Here is a 23,832-nt window from a genome sequence, read left to right on the forward strand (position 1 = left end):
GTTAAGTAAATCACTCAATGTTAACTATCTTTAAAAGATTTAAACTCAATAACAATACGGAGACTAAGTAAATTATGTCTGAGCTCCCAAATCAATTTGATGTAGATTCAGCAGAAACTCAAGAATGGCTTGAATCGATAGAAGCAGTTTTGGATAACGAAGGTCCAGAGCGTGCTCATTTCATCTTAGAAAAATTAATTGAACGTGCCCGTCGTGGTGGTACTCATTTGCCGTTTGAAGCGACAACAGCTTATGTGAACACTATCCCTCCGGGGCAAGAGCCGCATATGCCAGCTGACCAAACTATTGAAGCACGTATTCGTGCAGCAATTCGTTGGAATGCGATGGCACTAGTGCTTCGTGCATCGAAAAAGAATTTAGAACTTGGTGGCCATATTGGTAGTTTTGCATCATCAGCAATGCTTTACGATGTTGGTTTTAACCACTTTTTTAAAGCGGCGGGTCCTGAAAATGGCGGCGATTTTATTTTTGCTCAAGGTCATATTTCACCAGGTATTTACGGCCGTGCATTTTTAGAAGGTCGTTTAACTGAAGAGCAAATGGATAACTTCCGTCAAGAAGTTGATGGTAACGGTTTATCATCTTATCCACATCCGCACTTAATGCAGGACTTCTGGCAGTTCCCTACCGTTTCTATGGGCTTAGGTCCACTGCAAGCGATTTATACCGCTCGTTTCTTAAAGTATTTAACCCATCGTGGTATTAAAGATTGTTCAGACCAGCGTGTTTACTGTTTCTTAGGAGACGGTGAAACTGATGAACCAGAATCATTAGGTGCAATTGGCCTTGCTGCCCGTGAAGGCTTAGACAACTTATGTTTCGTGATTAACTGTAACCTACAGCGTCTTGATGGTCCGGTACGTGGTAATGGCAAAATAATTCAAGAGCTTGAAGGTACATTCCGCGGCGCAGGCTGGGAAGTGATCAAAGTGATTTGGGGTTCTTACTGGGATCCGCTAATTGCTCGTGATACTTCAGGTAAATTATTACAGTTAATGAATGAAACGGTTGATGGTGAATATCAAAACTGTAAAGCCAAAGGTGGTAAATACACCCGCGAAAACTGGTTTGGTAAATACCCTGAAACTGCTGCTATGGTGGCAAATATGTCTGATGAAGACGTATGGCGTTTAAACCGTGGTGGTCATGATCCAGTGAAAGTGTACGCGGCATACGATCGCGCAATGAAAACCAAAGGTCGCCCAACGGTAATCTTAGCGAAAACGGTTAAAGGTTACGGTTTAGGTCAATCTGGTGAAGCACAAAACGTTGCTCATAACGTTAAGAAAATGGATCTTGAATCAATCAAGCAATATCGCGATCGTTTCAATATGCCAATTGCAGATGATCAATTAGAAGAATTACCATTCTACAAGTTTGATGAAAATAGCCCTGAAATGCAGTATATGCGTGCTCGTCGAGAAGCGTTAGGTGGTACTTTACCTGCGCGTCGCGAACAAGCTTCAGAAGAGTTGGAAATTCCATCTTTAAAAGCGTTTGAAGCTATTACCAAAGGTTCTGGTGATCGTGAAGTATCAAGCACCATGACCTTTGTTCGTATTTTAAATGCGTTATTAAAAGATAAGAAAATTGGTAAACGTGTGGTACCAATTATTCCTGATGAAGCGCGTACTTTCGGTATGGAAGGCTTGTTCCGTCAAGTGGGGATTTACGCGAACGAAGGCCAAAAATATGTGCCGCAAGATGCTGATCAAGTGGCTTACTACCGTGAAGATAAGAAAGGTCAGGTATTACAAGAAGGTATTAACGAGCTAGGGGCAATGGCTTCTTGGGTGGCGTCAGGTACTTCTTACTCAACCTGTAATGCGACAACCATTCCATTTTACATATACTACTCAATGTTTGGTTTCCAACGTGTTGGTGACTTAGCTTGGGCGGCAGGCGATAGCCAAGCACGTGGTTTCTTATTAGGTGCTACTGCAGGTAGAACAACGCTAAATGGTGAAGGCTTACAGCACCAAGATGGTCACTCGCATGTACAAGCAGGTCTTATTCCGAATTGTGTAACTTACGATCCAACTTACGGTTATGAAGTGGCGGTAATTATTCGTGAAGGCTTACGCCGTATGTACGAAGAAAATGAAAACATTTTCTACTACTTAACGCTAATGAACGAAAACTACCAACACCCTGCAATGCCGGAAGGTAAAGATGTTGAACAGCAAATTATCAAGGGTATTTATCAGCTTGAACGTGTCGAGCCGAAATCTGCCAAAGCTAATGTTCAATTAATGGGTTCAGGTACTATTTTCTTACAGGTACGTGAAGCGGCACAAATTCTTGCCAACGACTATGGTATTTCAAGCGATGTTTACTCAGTAACTTCGTTTAATGAACTTGCTCGCGAAGGTCAGGAAGTGGTTCGTCAAAATATGCTAAACCCTGAGTCTGAAGCGAAAGTGCCTTACATTGGTCAAGTGATCACTAAAGATGCAGGGCCAGCAATTGCCGCAACTGACTACGTGAAAAATTACTCAGATCAAGTACGTGCATATATCGATACCGAGTACCGTTGTTTAGGTACTGACGGTTTTGGCCGCTCTGACAGCCGTGCTAACTTACGTCGTCATTTTGAAGTAAACGCATCATATATTGTGGTTGCAGCGTTATTTGAATTGGCTAACCGTGGTGATGTTGAGCGCAGTGTTGTATCAGAAGCTATTAAACGCTTTGATATCGATACCGCTAAAATCAACCCGCTTTACGCATAATTAGGAACTGAGGAGAATTAACTATGTCTGACATTCAAAAAATTCTAGTTCCCGATGTTGGTGGCGATGAAGTTGAAGTGATTGAAATTTGTGTCGCGGTTGGCGATACATTAGAGGCTGATGAAGGAATTGTTACTGTTGAAACTGATAAAGCATCAATGGATATTCCTGCGCCAATGGCTGGGGAACTAACAGCGATTAATGTTGCCGTTGGTGACAAAATTAAAGAAGGCGATGTTATTGGTGAAATGAAAGTTGCTGGTGCAGTCTCAAGTGAAAGTGCGCCAGCTGCTGAACCAGCAGCAAGTGTAGAACCAGAGCCTGCTGCGGCACCAGAAGCGCCAGTTGCCGTTCCAGTAGCCGATAATGCAGAAACATCAGCACCAGCGCCTGCTGCTGGTGGCAGTGAAGTGGTTGATGTTTTTGTACCAGATATTGGCGAAGATGGCGAAGTTGATGTTATTGACGTACTTGTTGCTGTTGGTGATGAAATTGCCGAAGAAGATGGTTTAATCACCCTTGAAACAGACAAAGCAACCATGGACGTGCCATCATCACATGCCGGTATTGTTAAAGAAGTCTTAGTTGCTACCGGCGATAAAGTAAAAACAGGCTCACTAGTTATTCGTGTTGAAACCAATAGCGGCGCGCCAGCAGCAATTGAGCAGCCGGCTCCTGCAGCTGTTGAGGCGCCTGCGGCTGCATCAGTTCAAGAAGCCACACCTGCACCTGAGCAAAAAGCAGCACCAGTGCCGCATCACCCTCATGCGGGCGAATTTAATGCGCCGGGCAAAGTATATACTTCGCCATCAATTCGCCGTTTAGCGCGTGAATTCGGTGTTGACTTAACCTTAGTGAAAGGCTCTGGACGTAAAGGACGTATTTTAAAAGAAGATGTACAGTCTTATGTGAAATACGAACTATCACGTCCGAAAGCGAATGCTGGCAGCTCAATAGCGAGCGGTGAAGGCGGCTTACAAGTAGTTGCAGGTAAGAAAATTGATTTTGCTAAATTTGGTGAAATTGAAGTTAAAGAACTTACCCGTATTCAGAAAATTTCAGGTCCATTCTTACATCGCAGCTGGGTAACTATTCCGCATGTTACTCAATTTGATGAAGCCGATATCACTGATGTTGAAGCCTTCCGCAAAGAGCAAAATGTGTTGGCTGAAAAGCAAAAGCTTGGCTTTAAGATCACGCCATTAGTATTCATTATGAAAGCGGTAGCTGATGCGCTTAGAGCGTTCCCTGTATTTAACTCTAGTTTGAGTGAAGACGGTGAAAGCTTAATTCTTAAGAAATATTGTCATATCGGTGTGGCTGTTGACACGCCAAATGGCTTAGTTGTGCCGGTAGTTCGTGATGTTGATAAGAAGGGCATTTACGAACTTTCTAAAGAATTACTCGAAATCAGTGTTAAAGCGCGTGAAGGCAAGCTAAAAGCAACTGATATGCAAGGTGGCTGTTTTACTATTTCAAGCTTAGGCGGCATTGGCGGTACGGCATTTACACCAATTGTTAATGCGCCAGAAGTTGCGATTTTAGGGGTGTCAAAATCTGAAATGAAACCTAAATGGAATGGTAAAGAATTTGCACCGCGACTAATGTTGCCATTATCAATGTCATACGATCATCGAGTGATTGATGGTGCGATTGCGGCACGCTTTACTGTGCATATTGCCAGCGTTATGTCGGATATTCGTAAACTTATCCTGTAGTTTTTCACGAATAGTACCAATATTATCTTTGAGAAAAGATAGAGTTCTGGTGGAAGTTTCAGTAAACTTCCACCAGAAAAATCAGAATCAATCTTGCGGGTGACTTAACTAGCAATGCCCGTAATTACACAAAAGTTAATTTGAGGTTAGCATGAGCAACGAAATTAAAACTCAAGTAGTAGTTTTAGGGGCAGGCCCAGGTGGTTATTCAGCGGCATTCCGTGCTGCGGATCTAGGCCTAGATGTAGTATTAGTAGAAAGCCGTGAAACGTTAGGCGGTGTATGTTTAAACGTTGGCTGTATTCCATCTAAAGCATTGCTTCACGTTGCTAAAGTCATTGATGATGCCGCTGCAATGGCATCTCACGGTGTAACTTTTGGTAAGCCGGAAATTGATTTAGACAAAATTCGTAGCTGGAAAGAAAGCGTTATTGGTCAATTAACTGGTGGTTTAGGCGGTATGTCTAAAGCACGTAAAGTTAAAACAGTAACGGGCTACGGTAAATTTACTTCAGATAAAACTATTGCAGTAGAAGGTGCTGATGGCACAACTACTATCAGCTTTGATAATGCAATTATTGCCTGTGGTTCTTCAGTAATTGATTTACCATTTATTCCAAATGACGATCCTCGCGTTATTGACTCAACAGGTGCATTAGAACTTAAAGATGTTCCTGAAGAAATGTTAGTGCTAGGTGGCGGTATTATCGGCCTAGAAATGGGTACCGTATACAGCGCGTTAGGTTCAAACGTTTCTGTGGTTGAATTTGCTGATCAATTAGTACCTGCTGCAGATAAAGACATTGTTCAAATCTATACCAAGTACAACAAAGACAAGTTCAACATGATGCTTTCAACTAAAGTTGTGGCCGTTGACGCGAAAGACGACGGTTTATATGTAACGTTTGAAGGTAAGAACGCACCTGAAGGTCAAGTTCGTTACGACAAGATCTTAGTCGCGGTTGGTCGTAAGCCAAATGGTCACTTAGTAGCAGCTGACAAAGCGGGCGTTAACGTTGATGAGCGTGGCTTTATCAACGTTTCTAAAGAGTTACGTACTAACGTTCCTCATATCTTTGCAATTGGTGATGTAGTTGGTCAACCTATGCTTGCTCACAAAGCGGTACATGAAGCGCACGTTGCTGCTGAAGTTATCTCTGGCAAGAAACATGAATTTGACCCACGTTGTATCCCGTCAATTGCTTACACTGATCCAGAAATGGCTTGGGTAGGTGTAACTGAGCGTGAAGCGAAAGAGCAAGGCTTAAACATTGAAGTAGCAAACTTCCCATGGGCAGCTTCTGGTCGTGCAATTGCTTCAGCACGTACTGAAGGTAAGACTAAGATGATCTTTGAAAAAGAAACTGGTCGTGTACTAGGTGGTGCAATTGTCGGTATTAACGCTGGCGAAATGTTAGGTGAAATTTGTTTAGCGGTTGAAATGGGCGCAGATGCTGAAGATGTTGGTTTAACGATTCACGCTCACCCAACATTAAATGAATCAATTGGTTTAGCAGCTGAAATTTTTGAAGGCTCAATCACTGATTTACCTAACGCTAAAGCCGTTAAAAAGAAAAAGTAATCAATTGTTCTAAAGAATGGTTAGCAAGAACTGTTTCAAAGAATAAGTTGAAAGAAAATAAAAGGGGCTTCGGTCCCTTTTTTGTTACCTAGTTTTTAAGTGTTAAGTAATAAGAGTTAGGTTTAAGAATTTGGTTTTATAGGTTGGGTATTCGGAGGTGCGTCTATAAGCCAGACTTATACGACAAAGATACTATCCTCTTGATAAGAGATTGATATTTATAAAAACTAATGTGAGTATATTCAGTGACAGGGTTAAATTATTTGGCTGACTGTAAGCTGGCAGCTAGAGTTAATTAGTTTAATAAACCGATTAATTAAATTAGCGTAAAAAAATAATGAGGTAGTAGTGCGATATTTATTAGTATTAATCGCTGTATTCACGCTGCAGGTATCTGCTCAGCAGCTATCGGTCAATGTTGTAACACAAGAGGGAAAGCCTCTAGTTGGAGCAGTGGTGGAAGTGTTTACTAAAGCGAATAATGAGCAAGCTCAAAACGAAGTTAACATACCACCTACAGCTTCTTTAACTGCGTCAATGACGCAAATAAATAAGCGCTTTGTACCGCATATATTACCAGTGCTAAAAGGCACAAGTGTTACATTTCCCAATGCTGACGACACTAAGCATCATGTCTATTCATTTTCACCGGCAAAATCTTTTGAGTTGAAATTATATCGTGAAGAATTACCGACGCCTATTTTGCTTGATAAACCGGGTATTGTTGCCATGGGCTGTAACATTCATGATTGGATGTCTGGTTATATTTATGTGGCTGAGTCGCCTTATTTTGCACAAACCGATGCGCATGGCCACGTAGAATTTACCTTAACTGAACAAATTAGCGCGATTAAAATTTGGCACCCAAGATTTAATGAAGCCGATGTTAAACGCGGGCAACATCTTACTTTAGTTGGAAATGAGATCAGCTTTCAGTTAACTCAGTCATTGTACCCTGATCAAGATATTGTGGTGGATGAGCTATCAGAATACGAATAAGTGTTAAGGAATAGATATGAATGTTGTTGCAAGCAAAGCTAGTCAAATTGCTATTTTATTTAGTCTATTCCTCCTTAGCATTTCACTTGTTAGTAAGCCAGCTTCTGCTGGGCAATTGTCCGCAACTGGTGCGGTGGATATTAGTTATATTGCAACCAACGAAGCCTATTCATGGTTGCGCTCATGGCAAGAGCAGGGGACAGGTGTATTACGTTACGATAAATCAACCGATGCGCTAAATCTTCGGCAAGGCTTTGCGGAATTAGGTGCTGAACTGGGTGAGATAACCGATGCATCAATAACAGGCTTTGCTTATGCCGATGGCGAACAAAAATTGGGTATTACCGAAGCCTTTGTCAGTTTTAAACCGATTAGTGCTGGCTGGGTTAAACGTTATCGCGTTGGCGTATTTTATCCGCACTTTTCCACTGAAAATGTTGGTAAAGGCTGGCAAAGCCCTTATACATACTCTTTTTCATCAATAAATAGCTGGCTTGCTGAAGAACTGCGCATTCAAGGAGCAGAAGCCGAGTTTATTCGCTTGGGACGTCGTTATCGCACAAACTATGATATTTCAGTAGTTGGGGCAGTTTATTGGGGCAATGATCCGCTAGGTACTTTGCTTAGCTGGCGTGGCTGGGCAGTACACGATCGGCAAACGATGCTAGGCGAGCGGGTGGAAATGGCCAATTACCCAACGTTAGCGCAACCTGATTTTGTCCAGCCGACTTGGGTTAAGCCGTTTAAGGAAATTGATGGCAGACCAGGCTACTACCTTGGCGTTCATTATCGTCAGCGTAATCATCACGATCTTAGGCTTTATTGGTACGATAATTTAGCCGATCCATTTGAGGTTGCTGGTGACAACCAATACAGTTGGCGGACTAAGTTTGCTTCATTAGCTTGGAAATATGACATCAATAAAACAACCACTTTGTTAACACAGGCAATGGTAGGTTCGACAACGATGGGGGGAAATCATGGTGTCGATATTGATTTTTTCTCAACTTATCTCATGCTTAGTAGAGTAAGTGACTGGGGACGATTCTCGGCGCGTATTGAGCGATTTGCGGTAAATGAACAAGATGGTAATACACTTGATGCTAATGATAGCGATGGGCAGGCGCTCACTTTGGCGTGGCGTTATCCGGTAGCAGCATACTTAGATTTAGGTGTTGAATATATTAATATTGATTCATATAACGAAAATCGTAGCTTGTGGCCGTCGTGGCAGCCTAGAAATCGACAAGAACTAACGCAAGTAGTTGCACGTTTTAACTTTTAAAAGGATTGCTTTATGGTGAAATTATTAGGGCTAGGATTACTATTGGCATGCTGTTCAGCTGATGTATTTGCCGAACAAAAAAAAGATTATACCCACGATTTAGATCATAAAGTCAGTTATCGACTAGTCGAAACTGGTCAAAAGCAGTTTGATTTAGAAGTGTTACGTTTAGGCGGTGTAAGGTTTGAACACATGCTGACGTTTGCCACTCGAAAGGCTTATAGTCTTTGTGGTGGTGCAAGTGGATATTCACTAACCTTTGTTGATGGTGTTGAAACATTTGATGAGCGTAGACAAAAGCCGAACTATATTTTTCCGTCACTTAAGGTAAAAATAATCTGTCCATAATTGATTTTGTGGGGCTTTTACCAATTGAATTAAATATTTAATTGGTATTAGATTAAGTAATAAAAAGGGCTACATTAAGTAGCCCTTTCTAATTTAATCGTTATTTAATGATTAGCTTGGATCAGCAATCTTAACGGCTGCTGCAGAAGGTGCTGTTGTCATCGCTTGCGTTGGTGGTGCAAAGCGAGTTAAGTCGATACCTTCAACTGCTGCTGTGTACTCGTCCAATGTTGGGAAACGACCCAAAATAGTTGAAAGTACAACCAGTGGCGTTGAGCCTAATAAAGATTCACCTTTCTTCTCAGCAGAATCTGCTACTACACGGCCTTGGAACAGACGAGTAGAAGTGGCGATTACCGTATCACCTGGTTCAGCTTTTTCTTGGTTACCCATACATAAGTTACAGCCTGGGCGCTCTAGGTATAAAATGTTTTCATACTTAGTACGTGCTTCACCTTTTGGATGTGCATCGTCGAATACGAAACCAGAATACTTAGCTAGGATATCCCAATCGCCTTCAGCTTTTAACTCATCAACAATATTGTACGTTGGTGGCGCAACAACTAATGGCGCTTTGAATTCAATGCTGCCATTTTGTTTTTCAAGGTTACGGAACATTTGCGCGATAATTTGCATATCACCTTTGTGCACCATACAAGAGCCAACGAAGCCTAAATCAACAGGTTTGCCATTGTAGTATGAAACTGGACGGATAACATCGTGAGTATAACGCTTAGAAACGTCTTCGTTGTTAACATCAGGGTCAGCAATCATTGGCTCAACGATTGAGTCTAAATCAACCACTACTTCGGCGTAGTATTTCGCGTTGCTATCTGGGGCAAGCGCTGGTTCTTCACCAGACTTGATACCGGCGATACGCTTATCAGCAAGTTTAATTAAGCCTGCTAATGTTTGCGCTTCGTTGTCCATACCTTTGTCGATCATGATTTGGATACGTGATTTCGCAAGCTCGATAGACTCAATTAACGTTTCATCATTTGAGATACAGACAGATGCTTTAGCTTTCATTTCAGCTGTCCAGTCAGTGAACGTGAACGCTTGGTCTGCTAATAAAGTACCAATATGTACTTCGATTACGCGGCCTTGGAATACGTTTTCACCTTCGAACTGCTTAAGCATTTGCGCTTGAGTTGCGTGAACGATGTCACGGAAGTCCATGTGATCAGCCATTTTTCCTTTGAAGGTAACTTTTACAGACTCTGGAATTGGCATTGCAGACTCACCAGTCGCTAGGGCAATAGCTACTGTACCTGAGTCAGCACCGAACGCTACACCTTTAGACATACGCGTATGTGAGTCACCACCGATGATAATTGCACGGTCATCAACTGTGATGTCGTTCAATACCTTGTGAATAACGTCAGTCATTGGGTGGTAAATGCCTTTCGGGTCACGTGCTGTGATTACACCGAATGCATTCATAAACGCCATTAACTTAGGCGTGTTAGCTTTTGCTTTGCTGTCCCATACTGAAGCTGTGTGACAGCCTGATTGGAAAGCACCGTCAACAAGTGGAGAAATGGTAGAAGCAGCCATTGCTTCTAACTCCTGACAGGTCATAGGGCCTGTGGTATCTTGCGAACCTACGATGTTTACTTTAACACGCACGTTAGAACCCGCGTGTAGCGGTGCATCTGAAGAAACGCCAACAGCATTACGGTTGAAGATCTTCTCAACTGCAGTCAAGCCTTGACCTTCGTGTGAAATTTCTTTTGCTGCAGCGTATACAACTGGTGCATCAACACCTAAAGTTTCAGCCGCAAATGTTTGTAACTTCTTACCGAAAGTAACCGCATAAGAACCACCAGCTTTCATGAACTCAAGCTTTTGTGGGGTGAATGCAGAAGCAACATCAGCGACTTCGTCAGCGCCGTTAAATAACTTCTTCGCTTTAGTATCGATAGTTAATACAGTACCTGTTGCTACAGAGTATGCTTCTTCTAATACTGGGTCGCCGTTTGCGTCAACAACTGTGTTGCCGTTAGCATCAACTTTCTTCACCCAGTTTTTAAGGTCAAGACCGATACCACCAGTTACGTCAACCGTTGTTAAGAAAATTGGCGCGATACCGTTTGTACCGGCAACAACTGGCGCAATGTTTACAAATGGAACGTAAGGAGAGGCTTGCTCACCTGCCCAAAGTGCCACGTTGTTAACACCAGACATACGTGAAGAACCAACACCCATAGTACCTTTTTCAGCAACTAGCATAACTTTCTTGCCAGGATGTTGTTTTTGAAGCGCAACGATCTCTTGTTGTGCTTCAGGTGAGATCATGCATTGGCCGTGTAATTCACGGTCAGCACGTGAGTGAGACTGGTGACCAGGAGAAAGTAAATCCGTAGAGATATCACCAACACCAGCAACGTAGGTTACAACGTCAATTTTTTCTGCTACATCTGGTAATTTCGTGAAGAACTCAGCATTTGCGTAGCTTTCTAAAATGTCTTTAGCTACGGCATTGCCTGCTTTGTAAGCTGCTTGTAAACGGCTAGTGTCGGCGTCGTATAAGAATACTTGGGTTTTTAATACGTCAGCTGCAGGTGCTGAAACTGATGCGTCATCACTTAATGCAAGGTCTAAAAGTACTTCAATTGAAGGACCACCTTTCATGTGAGAAAGTAATTCAAATGCAAACTCAGCTGAGATTTCAGCAACGGTTTGTTGACCTAAAATAATTTCTTTTAAGAATTTTGCTTTAACACCCGCAGCAGGTGTAGTGCCGGGCAGAGTGTTATAGATAAAGAAGTTTAATGAGTCTGCGCGGTGCTCATTCTCTTGATCTTTGATTTGCTCAATAATTTCCGCTAATAAATCAGCGCTATCAATTGGCTTTGGCGCTAAACCTAGCTCTTCTTTGCGGGTTTTAATTTCCGCTAAATAATCAGAATAAAGACTCATATGGTGCTCTCTTTCATTAAAGTCTACTAATAGGGTATTAGCAGCATAAATTTTGCCGCATATTCTACCTTATTTTTTAATCGCGAGTAATCACTTGATTCAATAAGTGTTATTCATGCTATTTATGATGGAAAGATGTTTTCGTTATATTGTTTATAATTAGTACTGTTCACTCACTTAAAACTGCCTAAACTAGTATTTAACCTTGGTTGGAGCGCGTTGTTACAGTCAGTTGACCTAAAGCAATGCAGAGTAAGTTTGTAAGTTAAATTACAAAGTTTTGCACCAAAGTATAATAATATTAGTCATCAATATGCCATATGATGACTGTGTACTTAAGTCTATACATAAAGGTTTGTATATAGGTTTATAAATACTGGCCAAATAATATTGGCCGATGATTTTAACTTTTAGTTTGCTATCAGCTAGAATCAAGCTGTAAAAAAATTCTGATACCGCATTTATTTGCTTTGCTAAAACATATAACGCAGGTGAATATTGGCGGCAAAAAATATCTCAATCATAGAAGGTGAAAGCCGTGCTTCAAGAATATCGTAAACATGTAGAAGAGCGTGCTGCAGAAGGCATAGTTCCTAAGCCGTTAGATGCAGAGCAAGTGGCTCAGTTAGTTGAGTTAGTGAAAAATCCACCAGCAGGTGAAGAAGAGTTCATTTTAGAGCTTTTCGTTAATCGAGTACCTCCTGGAGTAGACGAAGCCGCTTATGTAAAAGCTGGATTTTTAGCTGCAATTGCCAAAGGTGAAGCAAGTTCGCCGATTTTAACAGCAGAGCGTGCCACTGAATTATTAGGCACTATGCTTGGTGGTTATAATATTCAGCCAATGATCGATTTATTAGATAATGCCGATTTAGCTGATACTGCGGCAGCGGGTTTATCAAAAACCTTGTTAATGTTTGATGCATTTTTCGACGTTAAAGAAAAAGCCGACGCTGGCAATGCGGCTGCGAAACAAGTCATGCAATCTTGGGCGGATGCCGAGTGGTTTACTTCACGCGAAAAAGTGGCGGATAAAATTACGGTTAAAGTCTTTAAAGTCTCAGGTGAAACCAATACTGATGATTTATCGCCGGCACCAGATGCGTGGTCACGTCCTGATATTCCTTTGCATGCTAAAGCAATGTTGAAAATGGAACGTGATGGTATTACGCCGGATGAGCCGGGTGTTGTTGGTCCTATTGCGCAAATAGAAGCATTACTAGAAGATGGCATTCCTTTGGCTTACGTTGGTGATGTCGTTGGTACTGGTTCATCGCGTAAATCAGCGACTAACTCAGTATTATGGTTTATGGGGGATGATATTCCTTATGTGCCAAATAAACGCAGCGGCGGTGTTTGTTTAGGCGGTAAAATTGCGCCAATTTTCTATAACACTATGGAAGACTCTGGTGCTTTACCGATTGAGCTTGATGTACAAGCGATGAATATGGGCGACATCATTGATATCTATCCATATGAAGGCGTGGTTAAGCGCGGTGGCACTGACGAAGTCATCTCAACTTTTAAATTAAACCCAGTATTATTTGATGAAGTGCGCGCAGGTGGCCGTATTCCATTAATTATTGGTCGCGGTTTAACTGGTCGTGCTCGTGAAGCCTTAGGCTTTGGTGAGACAGATTTATTTGCTAAACCTGAAGATGTTACATCTAGCAGCAAAGGTTATACGCTAGCTCAAAAAATGGTGGGTAAAGCATGTGGCGTTGACGGTATTCGCCCTGGCCAATACTGTGAACCTAAAATGACTACGGTTGGCTCGCAAGACACTACCGGCCCTATGACTCGTGATGAATTGAAAGATTTAGCGTGTTTAGGGTTTTCGGCTGACTTAACCATGCAGTCGTTCTGTCATACTTCGGCGTATCCAAAACCAGTTGATGTGAATACTCATCATACCTTACCTGATTTTATGATGAATCGTGGTGGTGTTTCATTACGCCCAGGTGATGGTGTTATTCACTCTTGGTTAAACCGTATGTTATTACCTGATACCGTTGGTACCGGTGGCGATTCACATACGCGTTTCCCATTAGGAATTTCATTCCCAGCAGGCTCGGGTTTAGTGGCGTTTGCCGCAGCAACCGGTGTGATGCCGCTAGATATGCCAGAGTCGGTATTGGTGCGTTTTAAAGGTGAAATGCAACCGGGTATTACTTTACGTGACTTAGTACATGCGATCCCTTATTACGCGATTAAAGAAGGCATGCTAACGGTTGCTAAAGCCGGTAAAGTTAATGAATTCTCTGGTCGTATTTTAGAGATTGAAGGCTTAACTGGCTTGACTGTTGAGCAAGCATTTGAATTATCAGATGCTTCTGCTGAACGCTCTGCGGCGGGTTGTACCATTAAACTAGAAGAAGATGCGGTAAAAGAATATCTTGAATCCAACATTGTCATGCTTAAGTGGATGATCAGTGAAGGCTATGGTGATGTTCGCACTATCGAGCGTCGCATTAAAGGTATGGAAGCGTGGTTAGCGAATCCATCATTAATGACCGCTGACAGCGACGCGGAATACGCTCACGTATTAGAAATTGATTTAGCCGATATTAAAGAGCCGATTGTTTGTTGTCCGAACGATCCTGATGATGCCAAGTTATTGTCAGAGGTGGCAGGTACCTCAATTGATGAAGTATTTATTGGTTCATGTATGACCAATATTGGCCATTTCCGCGCTGCCGGTAAGTTACTAGAAAACTTTGGTGGCGTGCTTGATACCCGTATGTGGGTCGCGCCGCCGACTAAGATGGACCGAGATCAGCTTACGGAAGAAGGTTACTACTTTACTTATGGTAAAGCGGGCGTGCGTATCGAAACACCGGGCTGTTCACTGTGTATGGGTAACCAAGCACGTGTTGCTGAAAAATCGACGGTGCTTTCTACCTCAACGCGTAACTTCCCGAACCGTTTAGGTACAGGCGCGAACGTCTATTTAACCTCTGCTGAATTAGCGGCAGCTGGCGCAATTATGGGTAAAATACCTACGCCTGCTGAATATATGGAATATGCAGCGCAAATTAATACCACCGCTGCTGATACCTATCGCTATCTGAATTTCCATAAAATGGAGCAGTATACGAAGAAAGCAGGGCAGGTCATTATTCAAGAGCCTGCTTAATTTTTCGATGTGGTTAGTTTTAAAGCCGCATAATGAATAAAGCCGAGTTAGTTTGATACTCGGCTTTATTTTTATGTCAGTAACCTCATATCAGGTTAAGTACGATCTTTTTTATCATTATTTGCATTCTAACTCGGCAAATGATTACATGCTTTATTCATTATTATTCGTATAAAACCTAACGCTATATGTCGACAAAGACTTGTCATTCATCACCTACCTCAAACGTTGTTAAGCTATTGCGCTCTATTTTATTTGTTCCAGGCTCTCGGTCAGAGCGTTTTGCCAAAGCACAGACATCTGGAGCCGACCTTTGTTGTATCGATCTAGAAGATGCTGTGTTACCAGAAAATAAGCAGTCGGCACGTCAGGCGGTGCTTGATTACCTAAATAATGTTTCGCGAGATGTTTGTGTTCGAATAAATGGTCTTGACAGTGAGCTTGGTCAGCAAGATTTAACGCTAATAACAAAAGCCAACCCTGCCTATATTATGTTGGCAAAATGTCATCGCCCTGAGCATATTAAAATTGCGGCAGCAGCTATGGGTGAAAATACAAAAATTATTGCGCTAATTGAGTCTATTGAAGGGGTTGAACAAGCTTATCAAATTGCCACTGCATCGAATAAAGTAGTGGCATTGATGTTTGGTGGTGCTGATGTTGCCGCACAGTTACGTTGCCAATTTAGTTTTCAGCCATTGTTATTTGTTCGAAGCCAATTAGTCATGGCGGCGGCTAAGGCAAACATTGACTTAATAGATGTACCCTATATCGACTTTCACGATACCGACGGTTTGCTAGCAGAAACATCACAAGTAAGCGAACTGGGTTTTACCGGCAAAGCCGCAATACATCCTAAGCAAGTAGCGATTATCCATCAGGGGTTCCAGCCTAGCTCACAGCAAATAGCTGAAGCTAAAGCCATATTATCAGCCGTTAACAGTGAAGACGCTGGAGTTGTGGTGGTAGCAGGAAAAATGATCGATAAACCAGTAATTGTTGCCGCACAGCGAATATTAAAAATTTCACAAGCGGCAACTTAGCCAATCGGTCGTTTAAGAGATCTTAGGTTAAGAAGCAATCTGCATTAACGCGCGTTTAAATAAATTTACCAGTCGAGTTAAGCAAATGTTCCATTCTTCAAGTAAGTCATCGTTGATTTCTGGATCGTATTTGTGAATGCACTTTAATAAGCTATCTTGCCAAATATCAAATAACGCTGGTTCAATGCGCATCTCTTTATGATCTTCAATTAACCGCACTAAATTTTCTGGTGCCGTTTGGCTTGCAGGGTTGCAAGTATAAAGCACGGCATGAGTTAAGGTTTTCGATACCATACGCTCCAATTGGGTAAGATTGGTGGATGAAAAGTATCGCCCTATACGCGGGTCCGAAGCGATAAACTCTTGATAAAACCTATCATAAAAAACCGTGCCTTGAGCATTTAGTCGTTCAAAACTGTCAAAGACATTATCGACTGCAAATCCTTTTTCTAACTTAATTTGTTCCATAAGTAGTACATAACCTTGCTGATATATCTAAAATATTACTGAAATAAAAATCCAAATTTTTGCCAAGTTAGTGCGAATCCACAGGCTATATATGTAGGAAACGCGCTAAGTTAGTAAGCTTTACATGCTGTATGCTGTATGCTGTATTTGGTTTAACTAACTACCATTTGCACGCGAGGTATCACTTTCCTGTGTTTCGGCGTCTTGCTTAAATTTTTCAAGCATTGTGTTGGTAAAATTTGTTAACCCTTTAAATACTAACTCATAAGTGCTGTCGATATTGTCACCTACTTCACCTTCTAGCACTTTTAAACTGGCTAAAATGTCTTTTGCTTCACCAAAACCTTGTTCAATACCACCGGTAATAATTTCGTTAAAGCGATTTAACGCCGCTTCATTATCTAGATCAGGGTTATTTTCAGTGAATGATTTAAACAAACCCGTAGCACCATTAACGATGCGTTCTGCGGTCGCTTCTGGTGAAAAGTCAGTATCACTTTCATAAGCTTTTTGTGCAGCGTTTTCACCTAGATAAGGTTCTAAGCGTTGATTGATTTCGTTAATAGCCGCTTTTAATAGCAATTGCTGTGGATTATCAGCCGCTTCTCGACCAAGACCTTTAGTACTTGCTTCGAGTTGAGCTGCAAGAATACCGCGATTTTTTTGTTGCTTGGCAATTTCAAAAGCACTCAACTGCTGTGTATCTTTGGTAATTTGTGGTTTGCTAGCTGGAACATTATTAGTAGTAATTTGCATCTCGACCTCCTTGCAGGCTACTTCAATAAAACTTGATTATAGCAACAGTTGGCTTGGGAAAATTAGTTAAATTGTATTAATTTTGTACAGTCTGCCTTTAGCTAAATACCGCAAAATTGCAGTTAATTGATTTTAGTGTTTTTTTTGCGTTAACTTCGGTAGTCTGTTTTGATTATTCAGTTGTACAGAAAGGCATTATGGAACGCGAAACGGTCGTTTTACTGACACTCATTGTTTATAAATTGTTACTGATTGCTATTGGTTTTTGGGCGAGTAAGCGAACTCACACGACCGAAGATTTCTTTATTGGTGGCAAAACACTTGGGCCCTGGGTTGCTGGGGTGAGTTCTTCTGCCAGTGCTTCATCTGCTTGGAGCTTGTTAGGTGTCAGTGGTGCGGCGTTTTCCATGGGCTACTCGGCAATTTGGCTATTTCCAGCCGTTGTGCTGGGTTATATGTTTAACTGGCTCTGGATTGCGCCACGCATTCGTCGCTTAGGTAATGACACATCATCTGTGACCTTAACTAATTTGCTTGCCGGTAATGATAACTACTCTAAAGCAGTGGTTTATAGTTGTACGTTTATCATTGTATTCTCGTTTGCTTTTTATATTGCTGCACAATTTCAAGCGGCAGGGGGCACGTTTGCTAGTACCTTCTCAATGGAAAGTCAGTCAGCCATTCTTACCGGCGCCGCAATTATATTAATTTACACCTTACTGGGTGGCTTTTGGGCGGTAAGTGTTACTGATACTTTGCAGGGGCTACTGATGGCAGTAACGGCTATAGTGCTGCCAATTGCCGGACTAATTGCCGTTGGTGGTTTTGAACCATTACATCAACAGCTCTCAGCGGTATTACCACCAGTGCAGTTAACTTTAGCAGGTGAACATACCGGTTGGTTTGCCGTTGCTTTTATTGCCGGTATTTTAGGGGTTGGCCTTGGTAACTGTGGACAGCCACATGTAGTAAATCGCTTTATGGCATTAAAAGATGAAGGCGCAGTGAACGTTGGTCGCTATATTGGTATTGCTTGGCCGATTATTGTTATTGGCGGCATGTTATTGGTAGGATTTTGTGGTAGGGCATTACTATCTTCTGGTCAGCACAATGAACATGTGTTGTTTGAATTAACCAACTTGTTATTTCCTCCTGTTGTTGCAGGCATTTTTGTTGCTGGCGTGCTGTCGGCAATTATGTCGACAGCAGACAGCCAGTTATTGGTTGCGGCTTCGTCGTTATCACATGATTTAAAGCTGAAAGGTTCGGTTAAGCGTCAATTGCTTATTTCTCGTTTAACGGTGGCCGGAATGTGTTTAGTGTCATTAATCATTGCCTTGTATGCACCCGAAGCAATTTTTTCCCGTGTGCTGTTTGCATGGGCAGCATTAGGTTCGGCATTTGGTCCGCTACTAATAGTGTTACTGGCGGGCTATAAAGTAAAAGGGGCTTATCGATTAGCGGCTATTGTCTTAGGTTTTAGCCTAACCGTATATTTTAATTGGCAACCTAACTCACCTGGTGATGTTTTAGAACGCGTCGTGCCATTTTTCTTAGCACTTGCCGTTGCTTGGTTTGGTCGAGAAACCAATAAAAACCATGCATTCGAACAAAAGGTCAGTGCTTAATAATCACTTCTTTAGGGGTTGAAAATGATCAAAGGTAGCTGTTTATGTGGCCAAATTGTATTTAGTGTCGCAAAGTTTGTACCGCTGGCGGGCCATTGCCATTGCCATATGTGCCAGAAGTTCCATGGTGCGGCATTTTCAACGTTTGGCGAAGTTAAACGTAAACACTTAACTTGGCTTCAAGGGCAAAATTTATTGCAAGATTACCGTGCTGAAAATGAGACTGTCCGTAGCTTTTGTCGTCATTGCGGTTCAAGTTTATTGTTTGAGTCGCGTTATAATCGTCAAGCTTTAACCGTTGAAATTGCATTGGCGGCAATGGACGACAGCGTCGATATTAAGCCCGACGCGCATATTTATCTTGAAAGTAAGGTTTGTTGGCTTGAGGTTAATGATGATTTAGCCAAGTTTGAACGCTACCGAACTCCCCAAAAAAGTTAAAAGAGTATTTGATAGCCTAGTGGTGAAAAGCTTTAGTGATAAAAGCCATAGCCAATTAACTTAAACGTTAGAAAAATACTGACAATAACGACCAACATAAATATTAAGCCAGAGCCGTAATGCCAAATTCTGGTTAATTTATAATTAAGTTTTGTCACCCATGAGTCGTCAGGTGAGGATTTTGGTAATAAATCTCGACTAAAAAGATAGCTAAACAACGAGAACACTAGCCCCCATAATATTACTAACACACAGCCAAACGTCGCCGCCGTATATTGCTTAGCAACACCAGACAGTTGCAGCGCTAGAAAGCAAATTACGGCGATTACTATGAATAAAATAATCAACCGCTGCATAGTGTGTAGCTTTTTGGCTACTTGAGTTAAATAGCTATATTGATGGTCTGCCACATTAATAATCAGTGTTCGTTTAAGTTTAGGCTTACGCTTAAGTTCAAGTTAGCAAGCTGCAAAGTTATTGCGTTTCGGCCTTGTTTTCGGCCTTGTTTTCGGCATTGGTTTCCGCATTAGTTTCAGCATTGAATACCTAGGTTTAGATTTTGCTTTATTTTGCTAGCTCAATAAATGCCGCGGTATACATTTTTAAATTCAAAATAAGTTGCTCACGGGTGATAAATTCATGTTCAGTATGACCAGTATAGGCTTTACCTGGCATTGCTGGTCCAAAACTTACCGCTGTTGGAAATAAACGGCTATTTGTGCCACCGCCAATGGCTATTGGCTTAATATCTTCAATGCCCGTGTAATGTTTAAATACCGACATTAACGTTGGTATTTGTGGGGCGTCGGTTTGGACAAACGGCTCGCCGATGTAATGCTCTAAGCTAGTAATTTCAGCGCCGGTTGCTTTTTGCCAACTAGCAACAGCTGCATTAATTTCGTTAAGTAATTGGGTTTTATCTTTACCGCGCGGGCGACGAATGTTGATGTGTAATTCAAGTTGTTGATCGTTATTTTTAATGACCGTTGGAGATACCGTCATCGGTCCCATAAAGTCGTCTTGATAGGCGATTTCACCAAATTGCTCGCCAGTTAATGATAGGCCAATATTATCGCTGATAAAGTTAACTAAAGTGCCGGCACCATTATTCGGCCATTGATAATCAACTGAAGTTAGTAAGCTGGCTAAATGAGGTATAGCGTTAACACCTTCTTCTGGTTTAGATGAATGCGCCGTTTTGCCTAGCGCAGTAATTTTTAGGCTACTAACTTCGTTATCTAGCGTTTCGGTAAAGCTAAAGGATACTTGTGGAAACTGATCTGTATTACCCGTTAATCGTGCGATAAGTCCTGGGGTGACATTGTTGATGGTCGCGCTGGCATCTTCCGGAATTTGGCTGGCAAAAAAGCCGCCGCTAAACCCGCTGATATAAGGTTGCTGGCTGACTATTGATTGTTTATCAAAAGCAAACTTTAATAAGCCCCAACCTTTTTCTGCAGTAACCACCGGGTATTCAGCGTCAATGGTGATATTAGTTTGTGGTAATTCATGGTTGGCAATAAACGCTTCAAGTGGCGCCCAATCAGACTCTTCCGCCATATAAACATAAAGCTCAATACGCTTATTTAAAGCAATGTTGTTATCTTTTATTGCTTTCATCGCATATAGCGCTGTTGAAATTGCCCCTTTATCATCTTCAGTGCCACGACCAATCAGTTTGCCGGGCTCTGAAGTGGTATCAAGTTCAAACGGCGATTGTTGCCATTTGCTGGCATCCACCGGCTGAATATCGCCGTGGGTAATAATGCCAAAGCGTTCTTTTCCTTTTCCTAACCCAATCACAACCACATAACCGTAATCGGTATAATCTAAGCCTAAGGCCTTAGCTTGTTGTTTAAGTTCATTTTTAAAGCCAATATGTTCTGGGTTTTCTGTTGCTGATAAGTTCTCTACTGCCACTGTGTTAAATTTAACTAACTTGGATAAACTCGCTTCGGTAGCTTGGGCGTAGGTGGCTGCAGCGTAATCAGCGGTTTTAAGCGCTGGTGACGATAAGTTCGAACTGGCAAAGTTTGGTGTCGAAAAACCTAAGGCAATAAACGTAAGGACGCAGGAAAGAGTATGCTTCATAGCGGGTTCAATGTTCGTTAAATGGCAAGATGTTGTGAACGTTAGCTTAGCTTATTCAACAACTTGCGCAAAGTAGCTTTGGCTAAAAGTTTAGTAAAGCTACTTTATAACTGTGGTTGACCTGTATTACTTTTAAGTATTACAGGGATAGGCTAGGGCAGCGCCCGACCTCTGGCACTAACAAATAGTTTGTACCAATCTTCGCGAGATAACGCGATATTTGTTGCTTGGGCGCAACGATTGATTCGCTCAATGTTAGTTGTACCAATAATCGGTTGAATATTTGCTGGATGACGAAGTAACCAGGCTAAAACAATCGCGTCACTATTGGTGTGATACTGCTCTGCTAACTCATTAACTAATTGCGCTGTTGCTTGAATGTGAGGCGCTTGTTGCTCGGTATTTCTTCCTGAGAATAAGCCTTGTGCTAAGCTGCCCCACGACTGAAGCTGAATATTTTGTTGTTGGCAATATTCTAGCGTTCCTGCACAAAAGTTCTGGTGACTGCCTTCAGGGTTGCCAGCTAATACGCCATGCTCTAACCAGCCTAATTGTTTTAAGCTAATTTCTACTTGATTGGCAATAAGTGGCGTAGATAACGCTGATTGTAAAAATTGGATCTGATGGTGATTCATATTGGAAACACCAAAGTGTTGTACTTTGCCCGCAGCTTGCAAGCTATCAAATGCGCTGGCAACTTCGGCAACTTCCATCAGAGGGTCTGGTCTGTGTAGTAACAGCACGTCAAGGCTTTCAATATTTAGCCGAGATAAAATACCTTCAACTGATTCGATAATCCATTGCTTAGAAAAATCATAACGACCTGGGCCAAATTCGTCATTAAAGCGGATGCCGCATTTTGACTGGATAATCATATTATCCCGTAAATTAGGCCGCTGTTTTAACACCTGAGCAAAGCATTGCTCGGCTTTACCTTTGGTATAAATATCGGCATGGTCAAAAAACGTAATGCCGTTAGCTAATGCTGTCTCAATTACTTGTTGTGCTTGGCTGATATGTGCCGATGTGATTGAGGAGTTATCCCAGTCTCCACCCAAGCCCATGCAGCCGTATGCCAATGTACTTGCATCAGGGAAGTATTGTTTAATTGCTAGATTGGTCATTTACAAATTCCGTTAACTGTCGTGTTTTGTTATCAGTATTGCCATATTGTAGAAGCGGTAAGCGCACAAGCCCTAGCAATAAAATAAAAACACATTGTGTGGTATATAAAACAAAGTTTAGTTATTGTTATTAAACAACCTCAGGCTTGCATAAGTAATGTGTTTCTAGCTGTTATTTTTACTGACTTCGGCGTTATATTGACGTGAAATAGCTGGCTATTCCTACGTCAAAAAGCCTTGAATTCAGCAAAAAATACCAGGCTAGAAATTAGTAAATAGGGCAAGTTATTGTTTTATATGGCTTAACACTACTTCTTATACAAACCTGAGGTTAAATATGTTCTACCGATGTTATCTGGTTGTTTTCCATGTCAAAAGCACATAAAAAAATTGAGCGATTATTTTTATTTGGTGAAGTGGCAAATTGCTTAAGCTTTACTGCCGCTGCCGAGCAACTGGGTATTTCCAAAGGTTATTTATCAGCGCAAGTTAAACAACTAGAGCAAGAACTAGCTTCGCCGCTGCTGGTGCGTTCTACTCGTCATGTCCGTTTAACTAAAGCAGGTGCGCAAGTAGCAAAGCAGGTAGAAGAAATGCAACGCTCGCTGCTGTCTATTGAACGCTTTGCCAAGGGCGAACAACAATCATTAACCGGCGATATTGCTATTACCGCACCAAAACAATTTTTTAATAGCGTGCTGGCAGATATTTGTTATCAATTTCAGCAACTTCATCCAGAAATACACTTCTCAATAGATTGTAGCTATACCACTTATGATCTTATTGAAAGTGACTTTGATATTGCGTTTCGGGCAACCAATCAGCCGCCGGAAAATATGGTGGCTACTCAATTAATCAGCTATCAACATTTATGCTGTGCTGCGCCTCAATATATTGCGCAATATGGCCAGCCAGTTAGTTTAACTGAGTTGTCGCATCATCAATGTTTGACCGCGCTTGCACAAGAAATATGGGAAATTAATCAACAGCCAATAGCGATCAGTGGCTGGCTTTCGGCCAATGATCATAGCGTATTGCTAAGCCAAGCATTGCAAGGAAATGGTATTATTCGTTTGCCCAGTTATGTCGCTTCACCTTTGATTGAACAAGCACAACTGGTTAACTTATTTGAGGTGAACTCTTCGCAATCACAACATATATATTTGTTAAGACCACAGCTAATTAAACCACCGCAAAAGGTGGCAACATTTATTCAATTTGTTCAAGCCAATTTATTAGAGAAAATAGCTTAATTGCCGTGTATTTTACTTAGGTGAAATAGGAGTGTTTTGCTACACTCAACTAGGGCGTGTTGATCTTTGCTGTTTAATTTTTGTTCGAGATAAAAGCGTTTTAATCGCGGCGTGAGGTGTGACGCCTAGTCACCTAAGCAAACCTCCTCACAACAATGAGTAAAACGCTTTTAGCCGAACCTTTCAGGCAGCGTTTGTTGTCATTTCTATTGTGTTAGCACTTTATCATGTGGAATAACCACACATCAAAAGTGTTGCCGTGTATAAATTTCCAACAAAAGGCTGCAA

Annotated in this window: 17 protein-coding genes; 11 read left to right on the plus strand and 6 right to left on the minus strand. The window is 41.7% G+C overall.

The features are described from left to right. Nucleotides 1-74: 74 nt before the first annotated feature. The 6 genes from aceE (at nt 75) to ACOB82_RS10370 (ending at nt 8,685) form a co-directional block, all read left to right on the plus strand. On the plus strand, nt 75-2,753 hold the full coding sequence (gene aceE / locus ACOB82_RS10345) for a pyruvate dehydrogenase (acetyl-transferring), homodimeric type (protein ID WP_448212910.1): 2,679 nt from the start codon (nt 75-77) through the stop codon (nt 2,751-2,753). Nucleotides 2,754-2,776: 23 nt separating this feature from the next. Beyond that, nucleotides 2,777-4,471: a dihydrolipoyllysine-residue acetyltransferase gene (aceF, locus tag ACOB82_RS10350; protein ID WP_448212911.1), complete on the plus strand. Its 1,695-nt coding sequence runs from the start codon at nt 2,777-2,779 to the stop codon at nt 4,469-4,471. A gap of 151 nt (nt 4,472-4,622) precedes the next feature. Then, complete coding sequence (lpdA, locus tag ACOB82_RS10355) at nt 4,623-6,053, plus strand: dihydrolipoyl dehydrogenase (RefSeq protein WP_448212912.1); 1,431 nt, start codon at nt 4,623-4,625, stop codon at nt 6,051-6,053. A gap of 348 nt (nt 6,054-6,401) precedes the next feature. Continuing rightward, entirely contained in the window at nt 6,402-7,052 is a 651-nt protein-coding gene (locus ACOB82_RS10360; RefSeq protein WP_448212913.1) for a methylamine utilization protein, read from the plus strand. A 16-nt stretch (nt 7,053-7,068) separates the two neighbouring features. Further along, nucleotides 7,069-8,337 carry a hypothetical protein gene (locus ACOB82_RS10365; RefSeq protein WP_448212914.1) on the plus strand — a complete coding sequence of 423 codons (1,269 nt, stop codon included), beginning with the start codon at nt 7,069-7,071 and terminating at the stop codon, nt 8,335-8,337. A 12-nt stretch (nt 8,338-8,349) separates the two neighbouring features. Further along, a complete protein-coding gene (locus tag ACOB82_RS10370) occupies nt 8,350-8,685 on the plus strand; it encodes a hypothetical protein (RefSeq protein ID WP_448212915.1) in 336 nt (111 codons plus the stop codon). A gap of 111 nt (nt 8,686-8,796) precedes the next feature. Here ACOB82_RS10370 and ACOB82_RS10375 read toward each other — a convergent pair whose 3' ends face one another. Further along, on the minus strand, nt 8,797-11,607 hold the full coding sequence (locus tag ACOB82_RS10375) for a bifunctional aconitate hydratase 2/2-methylisocitrate dehydratase (protein WP_448212916.1): 2,811 nt from the start codon (nt 11,605-11,607) through the stop codon (nt 8,797-8,799). A gap of 538 nt (nt 11,608-12,145) precedes the next feature. Here ACOB82_RS10375 and acnB point away from each other — a divergent pair. Beyond that, nucleotides 12,146-14,740: a bifunctional aconitate hydratase 2/2-methylisocitrate dehydratase gene (gene acnB, locus ACOB82_RS10380; RefSeq protein WP_448212917.1), complete on the plus strand. Its 2,595-nt coding sequence runs from the start codon at nt 12,146-12,148 to the stop codon at nt 14,738-14,740. Nucleotides 14,741-14,928: 188 nt separating this feature from the next. Beyond that, nucleotides 14,929-15,783 carry an HpcH/HpaI aldolase/citrate lyase family protein gene (locus ACOB82_RS10385; protein ID WP_448212918.1) on the plus strand — a complete coding sequence of 285 codons (855 nt, stop codon included), beginning with the start codon at nt 14,929-14,931 and terminating at the stop codon, nt 15,781-15,783. Nucleotides 15,784-15,810: 27 nt separating this feature from the next. Here ACOB82_RS10385 and ACOB82_RS10390 read toward each other — a convergent pair whose 3' ends face one another. Both ACOB82_RS10390 and ACOB82_RS10395 read right to left on the minus strand, forming a co-directional pair. Then, nucleotides 15,811-16,251 carry a globin gene (locus ACOB82_RS10390; protein WP_448212919.1) on the minus strand — a complete coding sequence of 147 codons (441 nt, stop codon included), beginning with the start codon at nt 16,249-16,251 and terminating at the stop codon, nt 15,811-15,813. A 156-nt stretch (nt 16,252-16,407) separates the two neighbouring features. Continuing rightward, nucleotides 16,408-17,007, minus strand: coding sequence for a DUF5610 domain-containing protein (locus tag ACOB82_RS10395; RefSeq protein WP_448212920.1), 600 nt, complete (start codon nt 17,005-17,007; stop codon nt 16,408-16,410). Nucleotides 17,008-17,204: 197 nt separating this feature from the next. Here ACOB82_RS10395 and ACOB82_RS10400 point away from each other — a divergent pair, with 197 nt between their 5' ends. Together ACOB82_RS10400 and ACOB82_RS10405 are read left to right on the plus strand one after the other, a co-directional pair. After that, nucleotides 17,205-18,635: a sodium/proline symporter gene (locus ACOB82_RS10400; protein WP_448212921.1), complete on the plus strand. Its 1,431-nt coding sequence runs from the start codon at nt 17,205-17,207 to the stop codon at nt 18,633-18,635. 24 nt (nt 18,636-18,659) lie between these two features. Beyond that, entirely contained in the window at nt 18,660-19,076 is a 417-nt protein-coding gene (locus ACOB82_RS10405; RefSeq protein ID WP_448212922.1) for a GFA family protein, read from the plus strand. 32 nt (nt 19,077-19,108) lie between these two features. Here ACOB82_RS10405 and ACOB82_RS10410 read toward each other — a convergent pair whose 3' ends face one another. The 3 genes from ACOB82_RS10410 to ACOB82_RS10420 form a co-directional block, all read right to left on the minus strand. Then, complete coding sequence (locus ACOB82_RS10410) at nt 19,109-19,486, minus strand: hypothetical protein (protein ID WP_448212923.1); 378 nt, start codon at nt 19,484-19,486, stop codon at nt 19,109-19,111. 154 nt (nt 19,487-19,640) lie between these two features. Continuing rightward, nucleotides 19,641-21,167: a dipeptidase gene (locus ACOB82_RS10415; RefSeq protein ID WP_448212924.1), complete on the minus strand. Its 1,527-nt coding sequence runs from the start codon at nt 21,165-21,167 to the stop codon at nt 19,641-19,643. A gap of 152 nt (nt 21,168-21,319) precedes the next feature. After that, nucleotides 21,320-22,291 (minus strand): aldo/keto reductase, encoded by a 972-nt coding sequence (locus ACOB82_RS10420; protein WP_448212925.1) that lies wholly within the window; start codon nt 22,289-22,291, stop codon nt 21,320-21,322. Between the two features lie 368 nt (nt 22,292-22,659). On the opposite strand from ACOB82_RS10420, the gene ACOB82_RS10425 reads away from it, so the two are divergent. Next, nucleotides 22,660-23,544 (plus strand): LysR family transcriptional regulator, encoded by an 885-nt coding sequence (locus ACOB82_RS10425; protein ID WP_448212926.1) that lies wholly within the window; start codon nt 22,660-22,662, stop codon nt 23,542-23,544. The last annotated feature ends 288 nt before the right edge of the window (nt 23,545-23,832 follow it).

The sequence above is a fragment of the Colwellia sp. MEBiC06753 genome (assembly GCF_053470325.1).

What these genes read in the sequence shown, in the direction of transcription:
- aceE (WP_448212910.1), top strand. Translation starts at nt 75, where the DNA reads ATGTCTGAGCTCCCAAATCAATTTGATGTAGATTCAGCAGAAACTCAA.
- aceF (WP_448212911.1), top strand. Translation starts at nt 2,777, where the DNA reads ATGTCTGACATTCAAAAAATTCTAGTTCCCGATGTTGGTGGCGATGAA.
- lpdA (WP_448212912.1), top strand. Translation starts at nt 4,623, where the DNA reads ATGAGCAACGAAATTAAAACTCAAGTAGTAGTTTTAGGGGCAGGCCCA.
- ACOB82_RS10365 (WP_448212914.1), top strand. Translation starts at nt 7,069, where the DNA reads ATGAATGTTGTTGCAAGCAAAGCTAGTCAAATTGCTATTTTATTTAGT.
- ACOB82_RS10370 (WP_448212915.1), top strand. Translation starts at nt 8,350, where the DNA reads ATGGTGAAATTATTAGGGCTAGGATTACTATTGGCATGCTGTTCAGCT.
- ACOB82_RS10375 (WP_448212916.1), bottom strand. Translation starts at nt 11,607, where the DNA reads ATGAGTCTTTATTCTGATTATTTAGCGGAAATTAAAACCCGCAAAGAA.
- ACOB82_RS10385 (WP_448212918.1), top strand. Translation starts at nt 14,929, where the DNA reads ATGTCGACAAAGACTTGTCATTCATCACCTACCTCAAACGTTGTTAAG.
- ACOB82_RS10390 (WP_448212919.1), bottom strand. Translation starts at nt 16,251, where the DNA reads ATGGAACAAATTAAGTTAGAAAAAGGATTTGCAGTCGATAATGTCTTT.
- ACOB82_RS10395 (WP_448212920.1), bottom strand. Translation starts at nt 17,007, where the DNA reads ATGCAAATTACTACTAATAATGTTCCAGCTAGCAAACCACAAATTACC.
- ACOB82_RS10400 (WP_448212921.1), top strand. Translation starts at nt 17,205, where the DNA reads ATGGAACGCGAAACGGTCGTTTTACTGACACTCATTGTTTATAAATTG.
- ACOB82_RS10405 (WP_448212922.1), top strand. Translation starts at nt 18,660, where the DNA reads ATGATCAAAGGTAGCTGTTTATGTGGCCAAATTGTATTTAGTGTCGCA.
- ACOB82_RS10415 (WP_448212924.1), bottom strand. Translation starts at nt 21,167, where the DNA reads ATGAAGCATACTCTTTCCTGCGTCCTTACGTTTATTGCCTTAGGTTTT.
- ACOB82_RS10420 (WP_448212925.1), bottom strand. Translation starts at nt 22,291, where the DNA reads ATGACCAATCTAGCAATTAAACAATACTTCCCTGATGCAAGTACATTG.
- ACOB82_RS10425 (WP_448212926.1), top strand. Translation starts at nt 22,660, where the DNA reads ATGTCAAAAGCACATAAAAAAATTGAGCGATTATTTTTATTTGGTGAA.